This is a genomic window from Pseudomonas oplopanacis (assembly GCF_057128725.1).
This window is the reverse complement of sequence record NZ_JBSKHV010000013.1, coordinates 151550-172203: the sequence shown is the minus strand read 5'-3', so window position 1 is coordinate 172203 and position 20654 is coordinate 151550. Positions and strand designations below refer to the sequence as shown.

16 protein-coding genes are annotated in these 20654 nt (G+C 60.5%); 3 read left to right on the top strand and 13 right to left on the bottom strand.

The features are described from left to right. Window positions 1-38 precede the first annotated feature (38 nt). From ACWKV5_RS23415 to betI, 5 genes are all read right to left on the bottom strand, one after another. Entirely contained in the window at window positions 39-1376 is a 1338-nt protein-coding gene (locus tag ACWKV5_RS23415) for a TldD/PmbA family protein (protein ID WP_483843170.1), read from the bottom strand. Beyond that, window positions 1376-2818, bottom strand: a complete 1443-nt coding sequence (locus tag ACWKV5_RS23410; RefSeq protein ID WP_483843169.1) for a TldD/PmbA family protein — start codon at window positions 2816-2818, stop codon at window positions 1376-1378. Before ACWKV5_RS23410 ends, ACWKV5_RS23415 begins: the two co-directional genes overlap by 1 nt. A gap of 260 nt (window positions 2819-3078) precedes the next feature. Then, window positions 3079-4782 carry a choline dehydrogenase gene (gene betA / locus ACWKV5_RS23405; protein ID WP_483843168.1) on the bottom strand — a complete coding sequence of 568 codons (1704 nt, stop codon included), beginning with the start codon at window positions 4780-4782 and terminating at the stop codon, window positions 3079-3081. A gap of 152 nt (window positions 4783-4934) precedes the next feature. Next, window positions 4935-6407: a betaine-aldehyde dehydrogenase gene (gene betB, locus ACWKV5_RS23400; protein ID WP_483843167.1), complete on the bottom strand. Its 1473-nt coding sequence runs from the start codon at window positions 6405-6407 to the stop codon at window positions 4935-4937. Between the two features lie 107 nt (window positions 6408-6514). After that, the gene (gene betI, locus ACWKV5_RS23395) at window positions 6515-7108 is read right to left on the bottom strand and encodes a transcriptional regulator BetI (RefSeq protein WP_483843166.1); all 594 of its coding nucleotides are present in this window, start codon (window positions 7106-7108) and stop codon (window positions 6515-6517) included. 380 nt (window positions 7109-7488) lie between these two features. Between betI and ACWKV5_RS23390 the strand changes: the two genes are divergently transcribed. Beyond that, the gene (locus ACWKV5_RS23390; protein WP_483843183.1) at window positions 7489-9438 is read left to right on the top strand and encodes a BCCT family transporter; all 1950 of its coding nucleotides are present in this window, start codon (window positions 7489-7491) and stop codon (window positions 9436-9438) included. A gap of 199 nt (window positions 9439-9637) precedes the next feature. Here the strand turns inward: ACWKV5_RS23390 and choV are convergent, their stop codons facing one another. The 3 genes from choV to ACWKV5_RS23375 all read right to left on the bottom strand — a co-directional run bounded on the left by choV (window position 9638) and on the right by ACWKV5_RS23375 (window position 12672). Then, window positions 9638-10816 (bottom strand): choline ABC transporter ATP-binding protein, encoded by a 1179-nt coding sequence (choV, locus tag ACWKV5_RS23385; RefSeq protein WP_027926638.1) that lies wholly within the window; start codon window positions 10814-10816, stop codon window positions 9638-9640. Further along, window positions 10813-11658 (bottom strand): choline ABC transporter permease subunit, encoded by an 846-nt coding sequence (gene choW / locus ACWKV5_RS23380; RefSeq protein ID WP_140671217.1) that lies wholly within the window; start codon window positions 11656-11658, stop codon window positions 10813-10815. Before choW ends, choV begins: the two co-directional genes overlap by 4 nt. 66 nt (window positions 11659-11724) lie before the next feature. Then, a complete protein-coding gene (locus ACWKV5_RS23375; RefSeq protein ID WP_123434660.1) occupies window positions 11725-12672 on the bottom strand; it encodes a choline ABC transporter substrate-binding protein in 948 nt (315 codons plus the stop codon). A 435-nt stretch (window positions 12673-13107) separates the two neighbouring features. Between ACWKV5_RS23375 and ACWKV5_RS23370 the strand changes: the two genes are divergently transcribed. Together ACWKV5_RS23370 and gbdR are read left to right on the top strand one after the other, a co-directional pair. Continuing rightward, the gene (locus tag ACWKV5_RS23370; protein WP_483843165.1) at window positions 13108-14484 is read left to right on the top strand and encodes an L-serine ammonia-lyase; all 1377 of its coding nucleotides are present in this window, start codon (window positions 13108-13110) and stop codon (window positions 14482-14484) included. A 524-nt stretch (window positions 14485-15008) separates the two neighbouring features. Further along, the gene (gbdR, locus tag ACWKV5_RS23365) at window positions 15009-16112 is read left to right on the top strand and encodes a choline metabolism transcriptional regulator GbdR (protein ID WP_027926642.1); all 1104 of its coding nucleotides are present in this window, start codon (window positions 15009-15011) and stop codon (window positions 16110-16112) included. Window positions 16113-16199: 87 nt separating this feature from the next. Here the strand turns inward: gbdR and ACWKV5_RS23360 are convergent, their stop codons facing one another. The 5 genes from ACWKV5_RS23360 to cdhC form a co-directional block, all read right to left on the bottom strand. After that, entirely contained in the window at window positions 16200-16463 is a 264-nt protein-coding gene (locus ACWKV5_RS23360; protein ID WP_483843164.1) for a hypothetical protein, read from the bottom strand. A gap of 371 nt (window positions 16464-16834) precedes the next feature. Further along, window positions 16835-17998, bottom strand: a complete 1164-nt coding sequence (locus ACWKV5_RS23355; protein ID WP_483843163.1) for a gamma-butyrobetaine dioxygenase — start codon at window positions 17996-17998, stop codon at window positions 16835-16837. Window positions 17999-18012: 14 nt separating this feature from the next. Further along, the gene (locus tag ACWKV5_RS23350; protein WP_483843162.1) at window positions 18013-18489 is read right to left on the bottom strand and encodes a thioesterase family protein; all 477 of its coding nucleotides are present in this window, start codon (window positions 18487-18489) and stop codon (window positions 18013-18015) included. Window positions 18490-18622: 133 nt separating this feature from the next. Further along, window positions 18623-19588 (bottom strand): L-carnitine dehydrogenase, encoded by a 966-nt coding sequence (locus ACWKV5_RS23345; protein WP_027926646.1) that lies wholly within the window; start codon window positions 19586-19588, stop codon window positions 18623-18625. A 142-nt stretch (window positions 19589-19730) separates the two neighbouring features. Beyond that, complete coding sequence (cdhC, locus tag ACWKV5_RS23340; RefSeq protein ID WP_123434654.1) at window positions 19731-20618, bottom strand: 3-dehydrocarnitine:acetyl-CoA trimethylamine transferase CdhC; 888 nt, start codon at window positions 20616-20618, stop codon at window positions 19731-19733. Between the last annotated feature and the right edge of the window lie 36 nt (window positions 20619-20654).

Here is a 20654-nt window from a genome sequence, read left to right as displayed (position 1 = left end):
CCAGCGGGAGCAAGCTCCCTCGCCACAGGGTTTTGTGTTTACAACGTAAGGGTTAGTCGGTTGATTAATGCCCCAGGCAACAACGCCGAAGCCGTCGCCCGTTGACTGTAGGTGCTCGCCGACAGCAACAACTCGCGCTCCTCGGTCAACGCCTCCAACTGCGAACCCAACAAGCTGTAGGCGCTGTCATCAAAGCGCATGGTGCTCACCGGTGCCTGAATCTCGCCGTTCTCGACCCAGAACGTCGCAAACCGCGTCATGCCGGTCATGCGTGCCCCCGGTTGGTCGGAGTAATTCAAGTACCAGAGGTTACTGATGTACAACCCCGTGCCCAATTGCTTGAGGATTTCGGCTTCAGGCAACCTCCCGGCCGCCATGTTCAATGCACTCGGCATTTCACCACCGCCCGCTCCATTGGCGGTCAAGCCGTACTCGGCCGCGCTGCGGGAACTGACCATTTGCGCGCCGGCCTTGCCTTCGACGATCAGCCCCAGGTCACTGCGGGGATAACCTTCGCCGGAGAATGCCGGGCTCAACGAGCCACTGACTTTTTCATCAATGGACACCAGCGGGCTGAACGCACTGTCCCCCGCATACAGCTTTTGCAGCGGGCTGGTCTTGCTGGCAATCGACTGTGCTGAAAATCCACCCCAGCCGAGCATTCCCATGATTTCTTCAAGGGCTGCGGGTGCAAGGTAGGCGCGGTACTGACCCGGTGCCAGCGTGCGCAATGGCCGACCGAGATACGCCAATTGCTCGCGCGCCAGGGCGAAGCGTTTGGCAAATCCTTCGCTGCTCCAGTCATGCCCGGCGTAGCTGGCTTTCACCGCTTGGCCATTTTCATGAAACAGGCTGAAGTCGAAGTTGAAACTGTTGGCCTGATGCCAGCCGAACGCGCCCGAGGAGCTGGCGAAACCGCGACTGATCGGGCCCGCCGCGTAGAAACCCACCAGGTCCAGCCCTTCGGCGGCCTGAGTGATTTCGGCGACCACTTGCTCGGTGTCCGGCAGCGGATGATCCTGCACGTTCTTGCTCTGCCAGCCGTTGTGGTTGAGCAGCAGGTACGGGTCCGGCGGCAGCAACGGCAGGGTGTCGCGCAACTGTTGCAGACCTTCGGCCAGACGTTGCACGTCCACTTCCGGGTCGCCGGCCAGCGTGATGTCGAGGTCGGCATGCCGGCCATCGTCGATCAGCTTGAGGCCGATGCTCGCTTGCTGCACCTGACCGGCCTGGCGCACCTTGGCGTGATTGAAACGCACGAAGGCCGACGACTCGGCGGCGTAGCTGAGGGTGAATTGTTCCGGCTCGCGAATGGCGTCGCGCAGCCAATTAACCAAGGCCTTGAACCCATCGGCCTGATTTTTTGAAGTACTCATCAGGCGTCTCCCCCAAACACATCCACATTGCTGAACACGCAGGCTGGCGACGCATGGCCGACGCGAATCACCTGGTTCGGCTCACCCTTGCCGCAGTTCGGCGTACCCAGCACCTTGACGGTGTTGGCGTCGCCGACGGCGCTGAGGCTTTTCCAGAACTGTGCGGAAATCGCCCGGTAGTTCGGGTTTTTGACCACGCCCTTGAGTTCGCCGTTTTCGATCAACTGCGCCCATTCGCAACCGAACTGGAACTTGTTGCGTGCATCGTCGATGGACCACGAGCGGTTGGTCGACATCATGATGCCGTGCTCGATGTTGCCGATCAGTTGCGCCAGCGGTTGATCGCCGGGCTCGATGTTGAGGTTGGCCATGCGGTCGATCGGCGGGCGGTTCCAACCACAGGCGCGGCTGTTGGCGACGCCATTCATACCGGCGCGAAATTGCGACAGCGCGCCGCCCAACGGGCGCAGCAACACACCTTCCTTGATCAGGAATTGCTTGCTCGCGGCGGTGCCGTCGTCGTCATGGCCGTAGCTGGCGAGCTGCTCGGGGATGTCCGGGTCGAACGTCACGTTAAGCAGTTTCGAGCCGTATTGCAGGTGGCCGAAGTCTTCTGCCTTGACGAAACTGGTGCCGGCGTAATTGCGTTCATCGCCCAAGATGCGGTCCAGTTCCAGCGGGTGACCGATGGATTCGTGAATCTGCAGCATCATCTGGTCGGGCATGAGCAGCAGGTCGCGCGGGCCTTGCGGGGTGTTCGGCGCCAGCAGCAATTGCAGCGCCTGGTCGGCGACTTGCGGGCCGGCACCGATCAGGCCACAGCGGCTGATCACATCTGCGCCGCCCTGCTGGCCGAAGTTCTCGCGGCCGAGGCTGCGGGTCTGGCTGTCGCTGCCGTCATAGGCCGTGACGTCGAGGCCCGGGTAGACGAAACGCTGGGCCTGGCGCAGTTCGGCACCGGCGCTGTTGAGGTAGATCTGCTCGACGTTGGTGATGCCGATGCTCACTTGCCAGTTCACCAGCCGCTCGTCCTTGGGCACGGACGCGGATTCGGCACCGAGCAGTTGGTAGCAATCGCTCAGGGACGGGAAGGGCTGGTCGAGGTTGGGCGAAAAATAGTCGGCGCGGTCGTTGGAGACGGCTTGGTCGCGCAGGTCGAGCAGCGCGTGGGGCTTGAGTCGGCGGGCTTGCTGTTCGGCGCGGTCCAGCGCTGATTGCAGGCCTTGTTGCGACAGGTCGTTGGTCGCGGCGTAGGCTTCGACGCCGTTGACGCGCACGGTCAGCATCGCACCTTCATCACGGCTCAGGCTTGGAGGTTCGGCGACATTCTTGCGCACCGACAGGTATTGGCCGGACTCGCGTACATAACGCAGCGAAAAGAATTCAGCGCCCGTGCGCAAGGCAGCGAAGCGCTGCTTGAGCTGGGGGTGGAAATCGAACATTCGGGAACCTCCTTGGAATGGAGTGGCGGTGTTGCGGTGTTGCGAAGGGGGAGGTGAAACGTTTGCGTGGCGCTAGATTAGGCCTGCGCGGGGGGTAGGATCAAGCTTGGATCGGTGTAGGAAAAGGAATGCCGAGAGTTGTGTGGTGTTTTGTAGGGCCCCTTCGCGAGCAGGCTCGCTCCCACATTGGATCTGTGTCGTTCACAAATCTAATGTGGGAGCGAGCCTGCTCGCGAAGGCGGCGCCTCGGTGTAACGGTCTTACTGAGCAGTAGCGCTCACATCCCGCAACGGCTTGCCTTTCACCGGAGCATCACCGGCTACAAAGTAAGCGGCCTTGCTGCGCGGCAGCGGCTGGCGGCCACGGATCTTGTCGGCGATTTTCTCGGCGATCATGATTGTTGGCGCGTTCAGGTTGCCAGTGGTGATGATCGGCATGATCGAGGCATCGACCACGCGCAGCCCTTGCATGCCGTGCACACGGCCTTCGCCATCAACCACGGCCATTTCGTCGGTGCCCATCTTGCACGAGCAGGACGGGTGGAACGCGGTTTCGGCGTGTTCGCGGATGAACTTGTCGAGCTGCTCATCGGTTTGCACGTCGATGCCCGGGCTGATTTCACGGCCACGGAAAGCGTCCAGCGCTGGCTGTTGCATGATTTCACGGGTCAGGCGGATGCCGTCGCGGAATTCCTGCCAGTCCTGCTCGGTGGCCATGTAGTTGAAGAGGATGCTCGGGTATTCGCGCGGGTCTTTCGACTTCGCTTGAATACGGCCACGGCTTGGCGAACGCATGGAACCCATGTGCGCCTGGAATCCGTGCTCTTTCACACCGTTGCTGCCGTTGTAGTTAATCGCGACCGGCAGGAAGTGGTACTGGATGTTCGGCCAATCGAATTCCGGACGAGTACGGATGAAACCGCCGGCTTCGAACTGGTTGCTGGCGCCGATGCCGGTGCCGTTGAACAGCCATTCGGCACCGATGGCCGGCTGGTTGTACCAGAGCAGCGACGGGTACAGCGAAACCGGTTGGGTGCAGGCGTATTGCAGGTACAGCTCAAGGTGATCCTGCAGGTTTTCGCCGACGCCTGGCAGGTCATGGACCACCGGGATGTCGAGCTTGTTCAGCAGTTCGGCCGGGCCGACACCGGAGCGTTGCAGGATCTGCGGCGACGCGATGGCGCCGGAGCACAGCAGCACTTCTTTGCGGGCGCGGGCTTCAACGCGCTCTTCAGCGGCACCGATCAGGTAACGCACGCCGACCGCGCGCTTGCCTTCGAACAGGATCTTGTCGGTCAGGGCGTGGGTGACGATGGTCAGGGTCGAACGCTTCTTGGCGACGTCCAGGTAACCGCGAGCGGTGCTGGCGCGACGGCCGTTCGGCGTCACGGTACGGTCCATTGGGCCGAAGCCTTCTTGCTGGTAACCGTTGAGGTCTTCGGTGCGCGGGTAACCGGCTTGCACGCCGGCTTCAACCATGGCGTGGAACAGCGGGTTGTTGCCGGCTTTCGGCGTGGTCACGCTGACCGGACCTTCGCCGCCGTGGTAATCGTTCGGGCCGATGTCGCGGGTTTCGGCTTTGCGGAAATACGGCAGGCAGTTCAGGTAATCCCAGTCTTCCAGACCTGGCAACTTGGCCCAGTTGTCGTAGTCCATCGCGTTGCCGCGGATGTAGCACATGCCGTTGATCAGCGAGGAACCACCGAGGCCCTTGCCGCGACCGCATTCCATCCGGCGACCGTCCATGTGTGGCTCTGGATCGGTTTCGTACGCCCAATTGTAGCGACGGCCTTGCAGCGGGAACGCGAGGGCGGCCGGCATTTGCGTGCGGAAGTCGAAACGGTAGTCCGGGCCGCCGGCTTCGAGCAGCAGGACGGTGACGCCTTCGTCTTCAGTCAGACGGGTCGCCAGGGTGTTACCGGCCGAGCCGGCACCGATGATGATGTAATCGAATTCTTGGGACATTGAATGCACCCTCTTTGAAGTTGGTCAGGTCAGGCCATGGCGAGTGCTGCGCACTCGATTCGCGAGCAGGCTCGCTCCCACAAGGACAGCGCATGACCTGTGGGAGCGAGCCTGCTCGCGAAGACGGCCTCGCAGGCGAAGCAGATTCCGCCTTAGAACACCGAGGCGTAATCGCCCAGTTCGACCTGTACCGATTTGATGCGTGTGAAGTTGTTCAGCGAGCTGATGCCGTTCTCACGGCCCACACCCGACTGCTTGTAACCGCCGACCGGCATCTTCGCGTCGGACTCGCCCCAGGCGTTGATCCAGCAGATACCGGCTTCCAGTTGATGAATCACGCGGTGAGCGCGGTTCAGGTCCTTGGTGACAACACCAGCGGCCAGGCCGAAGTCGGTGTCGTTGGCACGACGGATCACTTCTTCTTCGGTTTCGTAGGTCAGGATGCTCATCACCGGGCCGAAGATTTCTTCGCGCACGATGGTCATCTCGTCGGTGCAGTCGGTGAACACGGTCGGAGCGACGAATGCGCCTTTGGCGAATTCGCCGTCGGTCAGACGACCGCCGCCGCACAGCACGCGAGCGCCTTCTTCCTTACCTTTGGCGATGTAGCCCAGCACGCTTTCCATGTGGGCGAAGCTGACCAGAGGACCGAAGTTGGTGTTCTCGTCTTCCGGGTTGCCGACGCGGATGCGTGCAACGCGTTCAACGATCTTGGCTTCGAACGCAGCCTTCAGGTGGCTAGGTACGAACACGCGAGTGCCGTTGGTGCAGACCTGACCGGAGCTGTAGAAGTTGGCCATCATCGCGGTGTCGGCGGCGCGATCGAGGTCGGCGTCGTCGAAAATGATCAGCGGGGATTTGCCGCCCAGTTCCATGGTCACGTCTTTCAGCGACGAGGCAGAAGCGCTGGCCATGACCTTCTTGCCGGTGTCGGTGCCGCCGGTGAAGGAGATTTTTTCGATGCGTGGGTGTTCGGTCAACCAGGTGCCGACTTCACGGCCGCTGCCGGTCAGTACGTTGAACACGCCAGCTGGCAAGCCTGCTTCGGTGTAGATCTCGGCCAGTTTCAGGGTCGTCAGGGAAGTGACTTCGCTAGGCTTGAAGATCATCGCGTTACCGGCCGCCAGGGCTGGTGCGGATTTCCACAGGGCGATCTGGATCGGGTAGTTCCACGCGCCGATACCGGCAACGACGCCCAGCGGCTCGCGACGGGTGTAGACGAACGAGGTGGTGCGCAGCGGAATCTGCTCGCCTTCGATAGCCGGGACCAGACCTGCGTAGTACTCCAGCACGTCAGCGCCGGTGACGATGTCGACGTATTTGGTTTCGGAGAACGATTTGCCGGTGTCCAGGGTTTCCAGGGCGGCCAGTTCATCGTTGCGCTCGCGCAGGATGTCGACGGCGCAACGCAGGATGCGCGAACGCTCCATGGCGGTCATCGCGGCCCAGATTTTCTGGCCCTTTTCGGCGCTGACGACAGCGCGTTCAACGTCTTCCTTTGTCGCGCGTTGTACTTTTGCGAGGACTTCACCGTTAGCCGGGTTGATGGCTTCGAAAGTTGCGTCGCTGCTGGCGTCACTGTAGCCGCCATCGATGTAGAGTTTTTGCAGTTCGAAACGGGCCATAAAGTCCTCGCAAGTGCATAAGTGGTTGGCGTTGACCACTGGGCGTGCCGTGTTGCGCTGGCACGCTGGTCAGTGGCGGTTCGGGGGTTGAGCGTTCTGTGTGTGCTCTAACTCACCCGCTTGGCCAGTTGGAAATCCATGTATTCGTAAGCGATCCGGTGCGCCTGCTCGGTGTCGAAAGCATCTCCCGACAGCGCGCCGCGCAACCACAAACCGTCAATCAACGCTGCCAGGCCACGGGCTGCACTGCGCGCATCATCGAGCGGCAATACGCGGCGGAACTGGCAGCACAGGTTGGAATACAGACGGTGATCGTTGATCCGCTGCAACCTGTGCAAAGACGGGTGGTGCATGCTGGTGGCCCAGAAGGCCAGCCAGGTTTTCATTGCCGGGCCATTGACCTGGCTGGCGTCGAAGTTGCCTTCGATGATCACCTGCAGATGCGCCCGCGGGCTCTCATCTGTCAGCGCCTGACGGCGTGCGGTGACGTTCTCGCTGAGGACACTCATCAGGTACTGCGCCGTGGCAGCGATCAGGCCGTTCTTGTCCTGAAAGTAATGACTGATGATGCCATTCGAGACACCGGCCAAACGGGCGATCAGCGCAATGCTGGCGTCCCCCATGCCGACCTGATCGACGGCCAGCAATGTGGCTTCGATCAATTGCTGGCGGCGGATGGGTTGCATACCGACCTTGGGCATCTTGCACATCTCCTTAGGCCTTCCGGTGGACGTCAAACGGCTACCGGATTGAGGGCCAGTCTATTTTGTTTTGATTGAACGTTCAATCAACAAAGAATAAGATCTGCGACAAATCGTCGCTGCCTACAGGTTTTTCCTACGCGCAGTGGCGGAAAAAACGACTTCCGAAAATGCTCGAAACCTACGCGCACTGGCGCTTCCGGGGTTTCGGGCTTTTTTCGGGGTGTCTTTATATCACCCGCCGGTCGGCTGCCAACTAACCGATTGGTCGGGTAGCGCGTTGCCTTGTGTTCTTCTCTCGCACTGCCTGGAGCATCTGTGCCATGAGTTCTGCCTCTCTTATAAAGACCCCACCCGATAAGGTGACGGTCAACGGTTGGGTGTTCTACACCTCTACCGCGCTGATCCTGTTGTTGACCGCCATTCTGATCATCGCCCCGCAAGAGGCCGGCAGATTGCTCGGTATTGCCCAGGCCTGGTTGTCCCGCAGCTTCGGCTGGTACTACATGGTGGTGATCGCCGCTTACCTGGTGTTCGTGGTCGGCCTGGCGTTTTCGTCTTACGGCAAGCTCAAGCTGGGCAGCAAGGACGACACTCCGGACTTCAGCTACGGCGCCTGGGCGGGGATGTTGTTCTCGTCGGGTATCGGCATTTCGCTGCTGTACTTCGGTGCCTCCGAGCCGCTGGACCACTACTTCAACCCGCCGGAAGGCGTGGCCGCGAGCAACATGGCCGCTCGTCAGGCCGTTCAGCTGACGTTCCTGCACTGGGGCCTGCATGGCTGGGCGATCTACGCATTGGTCGGTCTGGCCGTGGCTTACTTTGCCTACCGTCACAACCAGCCGCTGGCGTTGCGTTCGGCGTTGTATCCGCTGGTGGGCGAGCGTTGGGTCAAAGGCGCGGCCGGTCATGCGGTGGACGGCTTTGGCATGTTCGTGACCCTGCTGGGTCTGGTGACGAACCTGGGGATTGGTTCGTTGCAGGTGTCGTCCGGGTTGGAAAACCTGTTCGGCATGGAACACAGCAACACCAACCTGCTGATCGTGATCATCGTGATGAGCACCGTGGCGACCATCGCCGCGGTGTCCGGTGTGGAAAACGGTATCCGCCGTCTGTCCAACCTGAACATTGTGCTGTTCAGCGGCCTGCTGATTTTCGTCCTGCTGTTCGGCCCGACCCTGCACCTGCTCAACGGCTTTGTGCAGAACGTAGGTGACTACCTGAACGGCGTGGTGCTGAAGACCTTCGACCTGTATGTGTACGAAGGCGACAGTGAGAAGTCCGACCGCTGGTTGGGCCTGTGGACCCTGTTCTACTGGGCTTGGTGGATTTCCTGGGCGCCATTCGTGGGCATGTTCATCGCGCGTATTTCCCGTGGTCGAACGGTGCGTGAACTGGTGGCCGGCGTGCTGCTGATTCCGCTGGGCTTTACTCTGGCGTGGCTGTCGATCTTCGGTAACTCGGCCCTGGACCTGGTGATGAACCATGGGGCGGTGGAGCTCGGGAAGACGGCGCTCGAACAGCCGTCCATGGCGATCTACCAGTTGCTTGAGCATTACCCGGCGTCGAAGGTTGTGATCGGCGTGTCGATCTTTGTCGGTTTCGTGCTGTTCCTGACCCCGGCAGATTCCGGCGCGGTGATGATGGCCAACCTTTCGTGCAAGGGCGGCAATGTCGACGAAGATGCGCCGCACTGGCTGCGGATTTTCTGGTCGGCGGTGATCACCCTGGTAACCATCGGCCTGCTGTTCGCCGGTAACTTCGAAGCCATGCAAACCATGGTGGTGCTGGCCGGTCTGCCGTTCTCGGTGGTGCTGGTGTTCTTCATGTTCGGCTTGCACAAGGCCATGCGCCAGGACGTGCAGATCGAACAGGAGCAAGCGGAGCTGGCTGCGCGCGGTCGCCGTGGTTTCAGCGAGCGTTTGACTCAGTTGGACCTGCAACCGAACCAGTCGATTGTCCAGCGTTTCATGGACAAGCAAGTCAGCCCGGCGCTGGAAGATGCGGCGGTGCAATTGCGTGGTCAGGGTCTGGATGTGCAGACGTTGCTGGGCAAGTCGAAACGCTGCATGGGCGTGCGGATCGAGATGGAAGAGGGCAACCCTTTTGTCTACGAAGTGAGCCTGGACGGCTATCTGGCGGCGGCGAGTGATGCGGCTTCGGCTGAAAGTGCTGATGAACCGCGCGCACGCTACTACCGCGCCGAGGTGTACCTGCACAACGGCAGCCAGGATTACGACTTGATGGGCTTCACCCAGGATCAGATCACCCGTGACGTGCTCGATCAGTTTGAAAGCCATCGGCAACTCCTTGGCCGTGTCTATAGCTAAACCTTGATAGGACGCGGTGTTTCGGTCTGAAGCACCGCGTTATCTTCTTCGCGAGCAGGCTCGCTCCCACATTGGAATGCATACCCCTGTGGGAGCGAGCCTGCTCGCGAAGGGGTCATCAGCTTCAAAACTGCTTTACCCGATGTCCCGATAAACAAAAACGCCGCGATCCTCTCGCGGCGTTTTTGTGTCTGCTGCCTTACCCCAGATTCTTGCCGAGCAGCGCGTGGTACAACTCGCTGTCCCCGAGAATCCCGACCACCTTGTTGTTGTCGTGCAACACCAGTTTGTTGCCTGTCTGATAGCGAATCTGCAGCGCATCGCGCATGCCGATGTTCGAGTCCACCAGCGTCGGCCGACGACCCAGACCTTCCACCGCTTGCCCTGGAATCCAGTTCTGCAGGTCCAGGCTCGCGCCGTTCTGGCGTGCGCCCTTGATGGTGTTGCCTTCGGCCAGGTCCAGCCACGAATCGCCGCCCGGATCGAGGCACACCGAACCGTTGATGCGCTTGCAGTTGTCCAGCGTGCGCATCAGGCTGCGGCCGCACAACACGTTCAGCGGGTTAGTGTGCGCGACGAAGGTCCGCACGTAGTCGTCCGCCGGGTTCAGAACGATCTCTTCCGGCTTGCTGTACTGAATGATCCGGCCGTCTTTCATGATTGCGATACGGCTGCCGAGCTTCAGGGCTTCATCGAGGTCGTGACTCACAAACACGATGGTCTTGCTCAGCTTGCGTTGCAGTTCCAGCAGTTCGTCTTGCAGGCCCTGGCGGATCAGCGGGTCGAGTGCCGAGAACGGTTCGTCCATCAGCAGAATGTCGGCGTCCATCGCCAGTGCGCGGGCCAGGCCCACACGTTGCTGCATACCGCCGGAGAGCTCGTTGGGTTTCTTGTTGCGCCATTGGGTCAGGCCCACCAGCTCCAGCTTGTCATCCACCAGTGTGCGGCGTTCTTTCTCGGGGCGACCCTGCATTTCGAGGCCGAAACTGATGTTCTCGCGCACCGTCAACCAAGGCATCAGGGCGAACTTCTGGAACACCATCGCAATGCGCTTGGTGCGCATCATTTTCAGTTCTGCCGGGGTGCAGGAGGCGATGTCGATCTGCTTGCCTTCGTGCTCGACGAACAGCTTGCCGCGGCTGACGGTGTTGAGGCCGTTGATGCAACGCAGCAGGCTGGACTTGCCGGAGCCGGACAGGCCCATCAGTACGCAGATTTCACCTTTTTCGACGTCCAGGCTGGCCTTTTCCACACCAACGATCTGCCCGGTCTTTTTCAGGATCTCGTTACGGGTCATGCCTTGATCCAGCAGCTTGAGTGCCTCGCGTGGATCTTTGGAGAAGATTACGTCGACGTTATCGAAGCGAATAATGCTCATGCGTCACCCCCTACTTTGGCGTCGGGTTGTTTGCAGATACGGTCGAGCATGATCGCCAGCAATACGATCGCCAGGCCTGCTTCGAAGCCCAGGGCGATATCAGCAGTGTTCAGTGCGTTGACCACGGGTTTGCCCAGGCCGTCGGCGCCTACCAGTGCCGCGATCACCACCATCGACAGCGACAGCATGATGCACTGGGTAATGCCGGCCGCGATGCTTGGCATGGCGTGGGGCAATTCAATCCGTGAGAGCAGTTGACGTCGCGAGCAGCCAAAGGCCTTGCCAGCGTCCATCAATTCTTCCGGAACATCGCGAATGCCCAGGTAAGTCAGGCGGATAGGCGCGGCAATCGCGAACACTACCGTCGAGATCAAGCCCGGGACCACACCCAGACCGAAGAGGGTCAGGGTAGGAATGAGGTACACGAACGTCGGTACGGTCTGCATCAGATCGAGCACCGGACGCATCAGTGTGTAGAACATCGGTTTGTGTGCGGCGACGATGCCCAACGGCACGCCGATGACCACGCAGACCAGGGTGGCGAACAGCACCTGGGCGAGGGTTTCCATGGTTTCCTGCCAGTACCCCAGGTTGAGGATCAGCAGGAAGGAGGCGATGACGAAGACCGTCAGTCCCCACTTGCGTTGAATGAAGTGTGCCAGTAGCGCGATGAGGCCGATCAATGCCAGCGGGTTGAACCAGGTCAGCGCAAAAGTCACGCCGTGGATCATAGTTTCCAGTGTCACGGCGATTGCGTCGAAGGTGCTGGCGCCGTGTTGCGTCAACCATTCAACGAAGCCCGCGATGTACTGGCCTAAAGGGATTTTCTGATCAATCAGCATGGTAGTGAACGTCCGCATGCAAGGAAATAAACAGCCCGGACGGCCTAAGCCGTCCGGCGTAAGCGATTACTGCGCGAGCTTGGCTTTCACGGCCTCCAGGCCTGGTTTACCGTCAATGGTGGTCACGCCAGCGAGCCAGGTATCGAGGACCTGTGGATTCTTTTTGAGCCAGGCCTTGGCGGCCGCGTCAGGCTTCATCTTGTCGTCCAGGATGTTGCCCATCAGAGAGCTTTCCATGTCGACGTTGAATTCCAGGTTCTTCAGCAGTTGGCCGACGTTGCTGCATTCCTGGGTGTAACCCTTGCGGGTGTTGGTTGCCACGGTGGCGGCGCCGAAGTCGGGGCCGAAGAAGTCGTCACCACCGGTGAGGTACTGGATCTTGAAGCGCTTGTTCATAGGGTGCGGCGCCCAGCCGAGGAAGACCACGGCGGTGTCGCGCTTCTGCGCGCGATCGACCTGCGACAACATGCCGGCTTCGCTGGACTCGACCACTTTGAAACCAGCGTCTTTAAGGCCGAAGGCGTTCTTGTCGATCATACTCTGGATCAGACGGTTACCGTCGTTACCAGGTTCGATGCCGTAGATCTTGCCGTCGAGCTCTTTCTTGAATTTGGCGATGTCGGCGAAGTCATGCAGCCCTTTGTCGTACAGCGCTTGTGGCACGGCGAGGGTGTATTTGGCGCCGGTCAGGTTGGTGCGCACAACGTCGACGGTGCCGGCATCGCGGTAGGCCTTGATGTCGTTTTCCATGGTCGGCATCCAGTTACCCAGGAAGACGTCCATGTTCTTGCCGTCGGCCAGGGACTTGTAGGTCACCGGCACGGAAATCATCGTGGTTTTGGTCTTGTAGCCGAGGGCGTCGAGCACGACGCTGGTGGTAGCGGTTGTCGCGGTAATGTCGGTCCAGCCGACATCGGAGAAGTTTACGGTACTGCACTGAGCGGGTTCTGCAGCTTGAGCCAGTAACGGCAGACTCAGCATGGCGGCCAACAACAACGACGGGGAACCTTTCATGGATGGACTCCTTGGTGTTTTTTTTGGCAGTGTTCCGACTGGACCACCGCACTTATAGGTTGCGGTTGGATGGCGTTTTGGAGACAGCTCTACCACGGCGCCTTGCAATCGAGTCGATACGATCATGTACCAGTGAAAATCTGACGCCTACAGGGGGCGTCGTATCCAGTACAGGGATGGTCGCATCCAGTGTCGGTGACGTCGTTTACAGCTTTTTTCAGCCCTCTTTCCCCCTCTGATCCGCTAAAAAACGGCGAAAACATTGCGTCACCGCCCTGCGGCGTTAGTGGGCATGAGTGCGTCGGTGTGAGACGTCGAACGACATGACAAAAGCCTGATGATGCGGCCATCTCGGCGGATTGCAGCTTGAGCGTAGCAGCTCCGCCACTGGGCGCCTTTGCGTCTGGAGTCGGCACATCCAGGAGTTCGGCAGTAATGGCTATCAGCGTTTTCGACCTGTTCAAAATCGGCATCGGTCCTTCCAGTTCGCACACCGTGGGGCCTATGCGGGCCGCTGCGCTGTTTGTCGAGTCGCTACGGGACAAGCATCTACTGGAGCAGGTGCGACGGGTCGAAGTTCAACTTTATGGTTCGCTGTCGGCCACCGGCATCGGTCACGGCAGCGACAATGCGGTGATCATGGGCCTGATGGGCGAGTGGCCCGATGCGATCGATCCGTCGCAAATCGGCATCCGCATCGAAACCCTGCGCGAAACCCATACGTTGCTACTCGACGGTCGTTTGTCGGTGCCGTTCATTTGGGCGCGGGACATGCGCCTGATCGACGAGAACCTGCCGTTCCACCCCAATGCCATGACCCTGATCGTCGAAGGCGATCACGGTGAGCTGCATCGCGACACCTACTATTCCGTCGGCGGTGGTTTTGTCGTGGATGAGGCGCAGGCGTCCAGCGGCGTGGTCGATCTGGACCGCACCGTGTTGCCTTACGATTTCTCCAGTGCCGTCGAACTGTTGAGCCTGTGCCAGACGCACAACCTGCGCGTGGCTGAATTGATGATGGCCAACGAGAAGGTCTGGCGCAGCGAAGAGGAGATCCGCGCCGGCCTGATGAAGTTGTGGCGTGCCATGCAGGATTGCGTCGACCAGGGCCTCAAGCACGAAGGCATCCTGCCCGGTGGCCTGAATGTGCGCCGTCGCGCGGCGAAGTTGCACCGCAGCCTGCAGGAGCTGGGAAAACCCAATGTGATCGGCTCGACCTTGAGCGCCATGGAGTGGGTCAACCTGTTTGCGCTGGCAGTCAACGAAGAGAACGCCGCGGGTGGGCGCATGGTCACGGCGCCGACCAACGGCGCGGCGGGAATCATTCCGGCGGTGTTGCACTACTTTATGAAGTTCAGCGAGGTGGTGACGGAGGCCAACGTGGTCGACTATTTTCTCAGCGCTGCGGCGGTGGGGATTCTGTGCAAGAAGAACGCCTCGATCTCCGGCGCCGAAGTCGGTTGCCAGGGCGAAGTGGGTTCGGCCTGCGCAATGGCGGCAGCGGGGCTGGCGGAGATTCTCGGTGCTACGCCGGAGCAGCTGTGCAACGCTGCCGAGATTGGCCTGGAACACAACCTTGGCCTGACGTGCGACCCGGTGGGCGGACTGGTTCAAGTGCCGTGCATCGAGCGCAATGCGATTGCCGCGGTGAAAGCGATCAACGCGGCGCAGATGGCGCTGCGTGGGGATGGTCAGCACTTTATCTCGCTGGACCGGGTGATCCGCACCATGCGCGATACCGGCGCCGATATGCATGACAAATATAAAGAGACATCGCGGGGTGGGTTGGCGGTTAGCGCGGTGGAGTGCTGAGTCAGTAATACCGAGTCGCCTTCTTCGCGAGCAGGCTCGCTCCCACATTGGAATGCATGCCTACACTGTGGGAGCGAGCCTGCTCGCGAAGGGGCGAGACCAGTCAAAACTGCGCGCTAAATGAACACGCGATCCCAAACACGCCACGTTTTGGCGCGTCGCTTACAGATAAGCGCCGTTCTCAAACACAGGGATCCAAACCGGCCCTGACCACTCGTCACCCGTGCTTGCGGTGACACTCTGTCCCGGCACCTCGCAGCCCTGTTCCCACAAGTGCTACCGATTTGCTCACGCCCAACGGGGCAGGGCGTCTATCGCCGATAATGGCACTTATATCCCCCCTTCTCCGCGCGGCTTATATAGACATGTCGCGACGTCGTTTTCAGGAGTTATTGAACGCGCATTCAATTTTAGGCATGGCAATTGCTCTGTCATTACAAAGCCCGTCTCCCACGCGAGAACGATGGCAATAACAAGAGCCTCCGCCTGAGGCCATCACCCGCTTTGTGTGAGGAGATACCGCGATGACGACGTCCAACTCCGGGGCCCAACCCCAGAACCGTGCGCCTCAATCCATCGGCTTTCTGCTGTTGGACAATTTCACGCTTATTTCTCTGGCCTCCGCAGTTGAACCCCTGCGCATGGCCAACCAATTGTCCGGCCGCGAGCTGTATCGCTGGTCCACACTCACCGTCGATGGCGGCCAGGTCTGGGCTAGTGACGGTCTGCAGATCACCCCCGACTGCTCCATGCACAAAGCCCCGCCACTGGACACCATCATCGTCTGCGGCGGTATCGGCATCCAGCGCACCGTTACCCGTGAACACGTGTCATGGCTGCAAAGCCAGGCGCGTCAATCCCGTCGCCTCGGCGCGGTCTGCACCGGCAGCTGGGCCCTGGCCTGCGCCGGCCTGCTGGACGGTTTCGATTGCAGCGTGCACTGGGAATGCCTGGCCTCGATGCAGGAAGCTTTCCCGCGTGTGGCCATGAGCACCCGCTTGTTCACCCTGGACCGTAACCGGTTCACCAGCTCCGGCGGCACTGCGCCACTGGACATGATGCTGCACCTGATCAGCCGCGATCACGGCCGTGAACTGTCCGCCGCGATCTCGGAAATGTTTGTCTACGAACGCATCCGCAACGAGCAGGATCACCAGCGCGTGCCGCTCAAGCACATGCTCGGGACCAACCAGCCGAAGTTGCAGGAAATCGTTGCGCTGATGGAAGCCAACCTGGAAGAGCCGATCGACCTCGACGAACTGGCGGTGTACGTCGCCGTTTCGCGTCGACAGCTTGAGCGCCTGTTCCAGAAATACCTGCACTGTTCGCCATCGCGCTACTACCTGAAGCTGCGCCTGATCCGCGCCCGGCAGTTGCTCAAGCAAACGCCGATGTCGATCATCGAAGTGGCGTCGGTGTGCGGTTTCGTGTCCACGCCGCACTTCTCCAAGTGCTACCGCGAATACTTCGGCATTCCGCCGCGTGACGAACGCGTAGGTTCCAACACCACGCAACAAGTGGCGATGATGCCGCTGCCGCAAGCGCTGGTGCTGTCGCCGTTGTCCGGGCCGTTGTCGGCGCTGAGTCAGGCGCGGAACGAGTCGACATTCGCTAGCGTACGGCTCTAGACCGAGTCGCTTCATTCGCGAGCAGGCTCGCTCCCACAGGGATATGCGATCCAATGTGGGAGCGAGCCTGCTCGCGAAGGCGGTTTGTCAGGTTCGAGGGCTCTGCTGGTATTGCGCCAATGCTGGCAGTAATTGCCTATCGATCGCCTGGCGCACCGCTGGCAGGATGGTCGCGCTGCTGGTGTACATCTGCTTGACCATGGTCCGCAGTTCCATTGCCCGTTCGTTGTTCAAACCGCGTACCGCGCATTCGCAGGCCTGCTCCGCGGTGGCGCCAGGGGGCACTGCAAAGCCCAACGCCTTGAGCTGGCCCAACAGGTCTTCCTGGTCGATCAAATCGGCGTACATCATGACGCAATCCTTCTTCAGGGAACGGTGTCTTGGCTCGATTCTGGTAGGGGGATGAAGTGGCGGCAAGGGCGATTTGTCGCAATGGCCGCAATACCTATGAACAGGTCGTTTTCGGCTAACTTGTCAATCAAGGGAGTGGGCACACTGGACTCAGCTGGCAACACGAAGGTTTGGTCACCCTCGCGCAACGGCTCCTCAACAGTACCCTCCTCAGCTCCGATCCTGTCACGGCTTGATCGGGGTTTTTTTTGCCTGTAAATCAAGGAAAGTTGTGTTGTCTGGGCTGACGCCTTCGCGAGCAGGCTCGCTCCCACAGTTGACCGTATAACCCTGTGGGAGCGAGCCTGCTCGCGAAGAACGATGACGCGGTTTTAGCGTTGCAACACCAATATCCGCGACAACAACTCATCACGGTCGACATAGCACCCCTGAAAATGCCGGGCGCCACTGGCGGGATCAAACGCATTGCGCGCATGCAGGGTACGGCGATTATCAAAACACCACAGCTCGCCCGGATTCAGCCGCGTCATCAGCCGAAACCGCGCTTCCCGAGTCATCGCAATGAACCGCCGGTAAGCGCGATACAGCTTGGGCATCTGCTCCACCGACGCATCAAACGGTCCGCGCAGGAAGTTCGCCATGCGGATCTCCGACACCTGCCCCCGTGCATCCAGCGCGATGATCGGCGCCAGGCAGCGGTAGTCGCTGTGACGGTCCTTGTTGCGGAACTCCACAGGTATTTCACAGAGACTTTTAAACGCCTCGGGATCCTCATTGCGCAAGGCATCGGCGATGGCAAAACCGTCGACAAAAATACTCTCGCCACCGTCGGCATCATTGACCAGACAGTGCAGGAATTGCAGGCCCGGTTGCAGCTCCCGCGTCGGCAGATCGCTGTGCAACGGCAGGTTGAAAGCGGTGTAGGCATTGCTGTCGGCATCGGCCTTGGATTGCACGTTGAACAGCACGCCGAAATTGCTCTCGCGGATGAAGGAAATCCGCTGGGCGATCAATTTCAGCGAGCCCGGTTCAGTGGGGACGCCGCGCACTTGAGTCAGGCCGATATCGCGCACTGCCAGCAGCCATTGCAACAGGGCGTCGTTGTCATTCATCAGCGCCTGGTAATCGAACACCGGCAACTGCAAATCCCGCTGCCAAAGCCTGGCCTTGGGTTTGCGGGCCTCGCGTTCGGCGCGGGATTCATCGTCGTAGGCGTGGGCGCGCAGCCAGCCCGGATCAAAGCGGCTGAGATGGCCGTCCTGCCAATCGACGCAGAGACAACCTTCAGCATCGACGCGGGAGTCCGTGGGCAACAGGATTTCGGCGACATCGACGATTTCCAGCACTTGCTCGCGGGTCACGGAATAGACGCATTGCGGGCACGGGCAGTTGTCGCGCAGCCACTGATGATGAAAGGGGCTGACACGACCGTCCGCCCAGTTCACTTGAATTCGATCCGCCAGGGTGTGCACGGCGGTCAACGCGCTGATCAACGGGTAGGTACGGAAGTCGGCAAAAGCGGCGGCGGTATTCAATGGCGATCTCCTTGTTATTTTTTTGGAGGTAGAGCAATCACTCGGCCAATGTACTCGGGGGTGGGCAGGTCGATCTGCTCGGCGACGATGGCTTGCAGCTTGCTCAGCGACAGTTCGCTGAATGGCGCGGATCGAGGTCCGGCAAGGTCGACGTGCAGCAACATCTGCTCGTTGCCGGCCAGCTCCTTGTCGTCACCAACCCGATGCAGGCTGTGGTAGAGGTGCAGGCGTTTACTGTCGTGGCCGATGATTTGCGTGTGCACTTCGACGTCGGCATCGAGCTTCACCTCGTGCAGGTAATTGAGGTGCAATTCGAGGGTGAACAGCGAATTGCCGCTGGCTTCGCGGTTGTTGCTGTCCATGCCCAGACGATCCATCAGCGCGTCGGTGGCGTAGCTGAAAATCAGCAGGTAGAAGGCGTCGCGCAGGTGGCCGTTGTAGTCGACCCAGTCGGGGATGATGCGGGTTTGGTAGGTGGTGAGGGTGGGCATGATGAGGATCCAGAATGTGGGGTGACTGGGCTGCCGTCTTCGCGAGCAGGCTCGCTCCCACATTAGATTTGTGAACGACGCAAACCACTGTGGGAGCGAGCCTGCTCGCGAAGGGGTCAGACCTGCTGATGCGTTACTCGCTGAAGGCCATCCCATGCTTCTCTTTGGTGGTCTTCACCGCCTCCAGCACTGCCAGCAGGCAATCATCACGATAGCGCTCCAGCGCCGAAATGCTGTGCGTCCCCAACTGATCAGTGGTGCCATCCACCACATCATCGATCAATTTGTCGGTCAGTTCCGGCGCTGGCAAATAGGTCCACGGCAACTGCAAGGCCGGACCGAACTGCGCCATGAAGTGACGCATCCCGGCATCACCGCCGGCCAGCGTGTAGGTCAGGAACGTGCCCATGAACGACCAGCGCAGACCTGCGCCAAAGCGAATTGCGTCGTCGATTTCACCGGTGGTCGCCACGCCGTCGTTAACCAAGTGCAGCGCTTCACGCCAGAGCGCTTCGAGCAAGCGGTCGGCGATAAATCCAGGGACTTCCTTGCGCACGTGCAGCGGACGCATCCCCAGGGATTCATACACTTTCATCGCGGCTTGAACGGCTTCCGGCGCGGTGTTTTTGCCACCGACCACTTCCACCAGCGGCAGCAGGTAAACCGGGTTGAACGGGTGGCCGACCACACAGCGTTCCGGGTGTGTTGCGCTCTCGTAGAACTCGCTCGGCAACAGGCCCGAAGTACTCGAGCCGATCAGGGCATTGGGCTTGGCGGCGGCGCTGATTTTGCTGTGCAGTTCCAGTTTCAGATCGAGGCGCTCGGGGGCGCTTTCCTGGATGAAATCGGCATCGCGAACGCATTCTTCAATCGTCGCGACAAAGCGCAGGCGGTCCTGGGAAGCGCCAGGCGCCAGGCCTTGTTTCTCCAGTGCGCCCCAGGCATTGGCGACGCGTTTGCGCAGGGCGGCTTCGGCACCGGGCGCCGGGTCCCAGGCGATAACGTCAAGGCCATGGGCGAGGGCGCGAGACACCCAGCCGCTGCCGATGACACCGCTGCCCAAGGCTGCGAAGGTTTTGATTTCGGTGATAAAAGTCATGGCGACGTCCTGAAAGAATTCGGTGGTCCCCTGTGGGAGCGAGCCTGCTCGCGAATGCGCAGTGTCAGTCAGCAGAGATGCCGGATATGACGGCCCTTTCGCGAGCAGGCTCGCTCCCACAGTTGGAAAATGTTGTTGGCCGTTAACCGCGCTTGGTCAGGCCCATTTTTGCCCGGCCTTCCGCCGGCGTCAGAACCCGGGCGCCGAGGCGGCTGAGGATTTCGCCGGCGCGTTCGACCAGTTGGCCGTTGGTCGCCAGTACACCCTTGTCCAGCCAGATGTTGTCTTCCAGACCGACCCGCACGTTACCGCCGAGCAGCACTGCTTGCGCCGCCATCGGCATCTGCATGCGCCCGATGCCGAAACCCGCCCACACGGCATTGGCCGGCAGATTGTCGACCATGGCTTTCATGGTGGTGGTGTCGGCGGGTGCACCCCACGGGATGCCCAGGCACAGTTGGAACAGCGGGTCGTCGAGCAGGCCTTCCTTTATCAGCTGTTTGGCGAACCACAGGTGACCGGTGTCGAAGATTTCCAGCTCGGCTTTCACGCCCAGCTCTTGAATGCGTTTGGCGCCGGCGCGAAGTTGCGCAGGAGTGGACACGTAAATCGTGTCGCCATCGCCGAAGTTCAGGGTGCCGCAATCGAGGGTGCAGATTTCCGGCAGCAGTTCTTCGACATGCGCCAGACGGGTCAGCGGGCCGACCAGGTCAGTGTTCGGGCCGAACTCCATCGGGTTCTCGCCGGCGCCGATTTCCAGGTCGCCACCCATGCCAGCGGTGAGGTTGACGATGATGTCGACATCGGCCTCGCGAATGCGCTCCATCACTTCACGGTACAACGCCACATCGCGGCTGAACTTGCCGGTTTCGGGGTTGCGCACGTGGCAGTGGACCACGGTGGCGCCAGCCTTGGCGGCTTCCACGGCGGCCGCGGCGATTTGTTTCGGGGTGACCGGCACGTGTGGGCTCTTGCTGGTCGTGTCGCCAGCACCGGTGAGTGCGCAGGTGATGATGACGTCGTGGTTCATTGGGCGGTTCCTTACAGGCGAGTGTTTTTCAGGAGA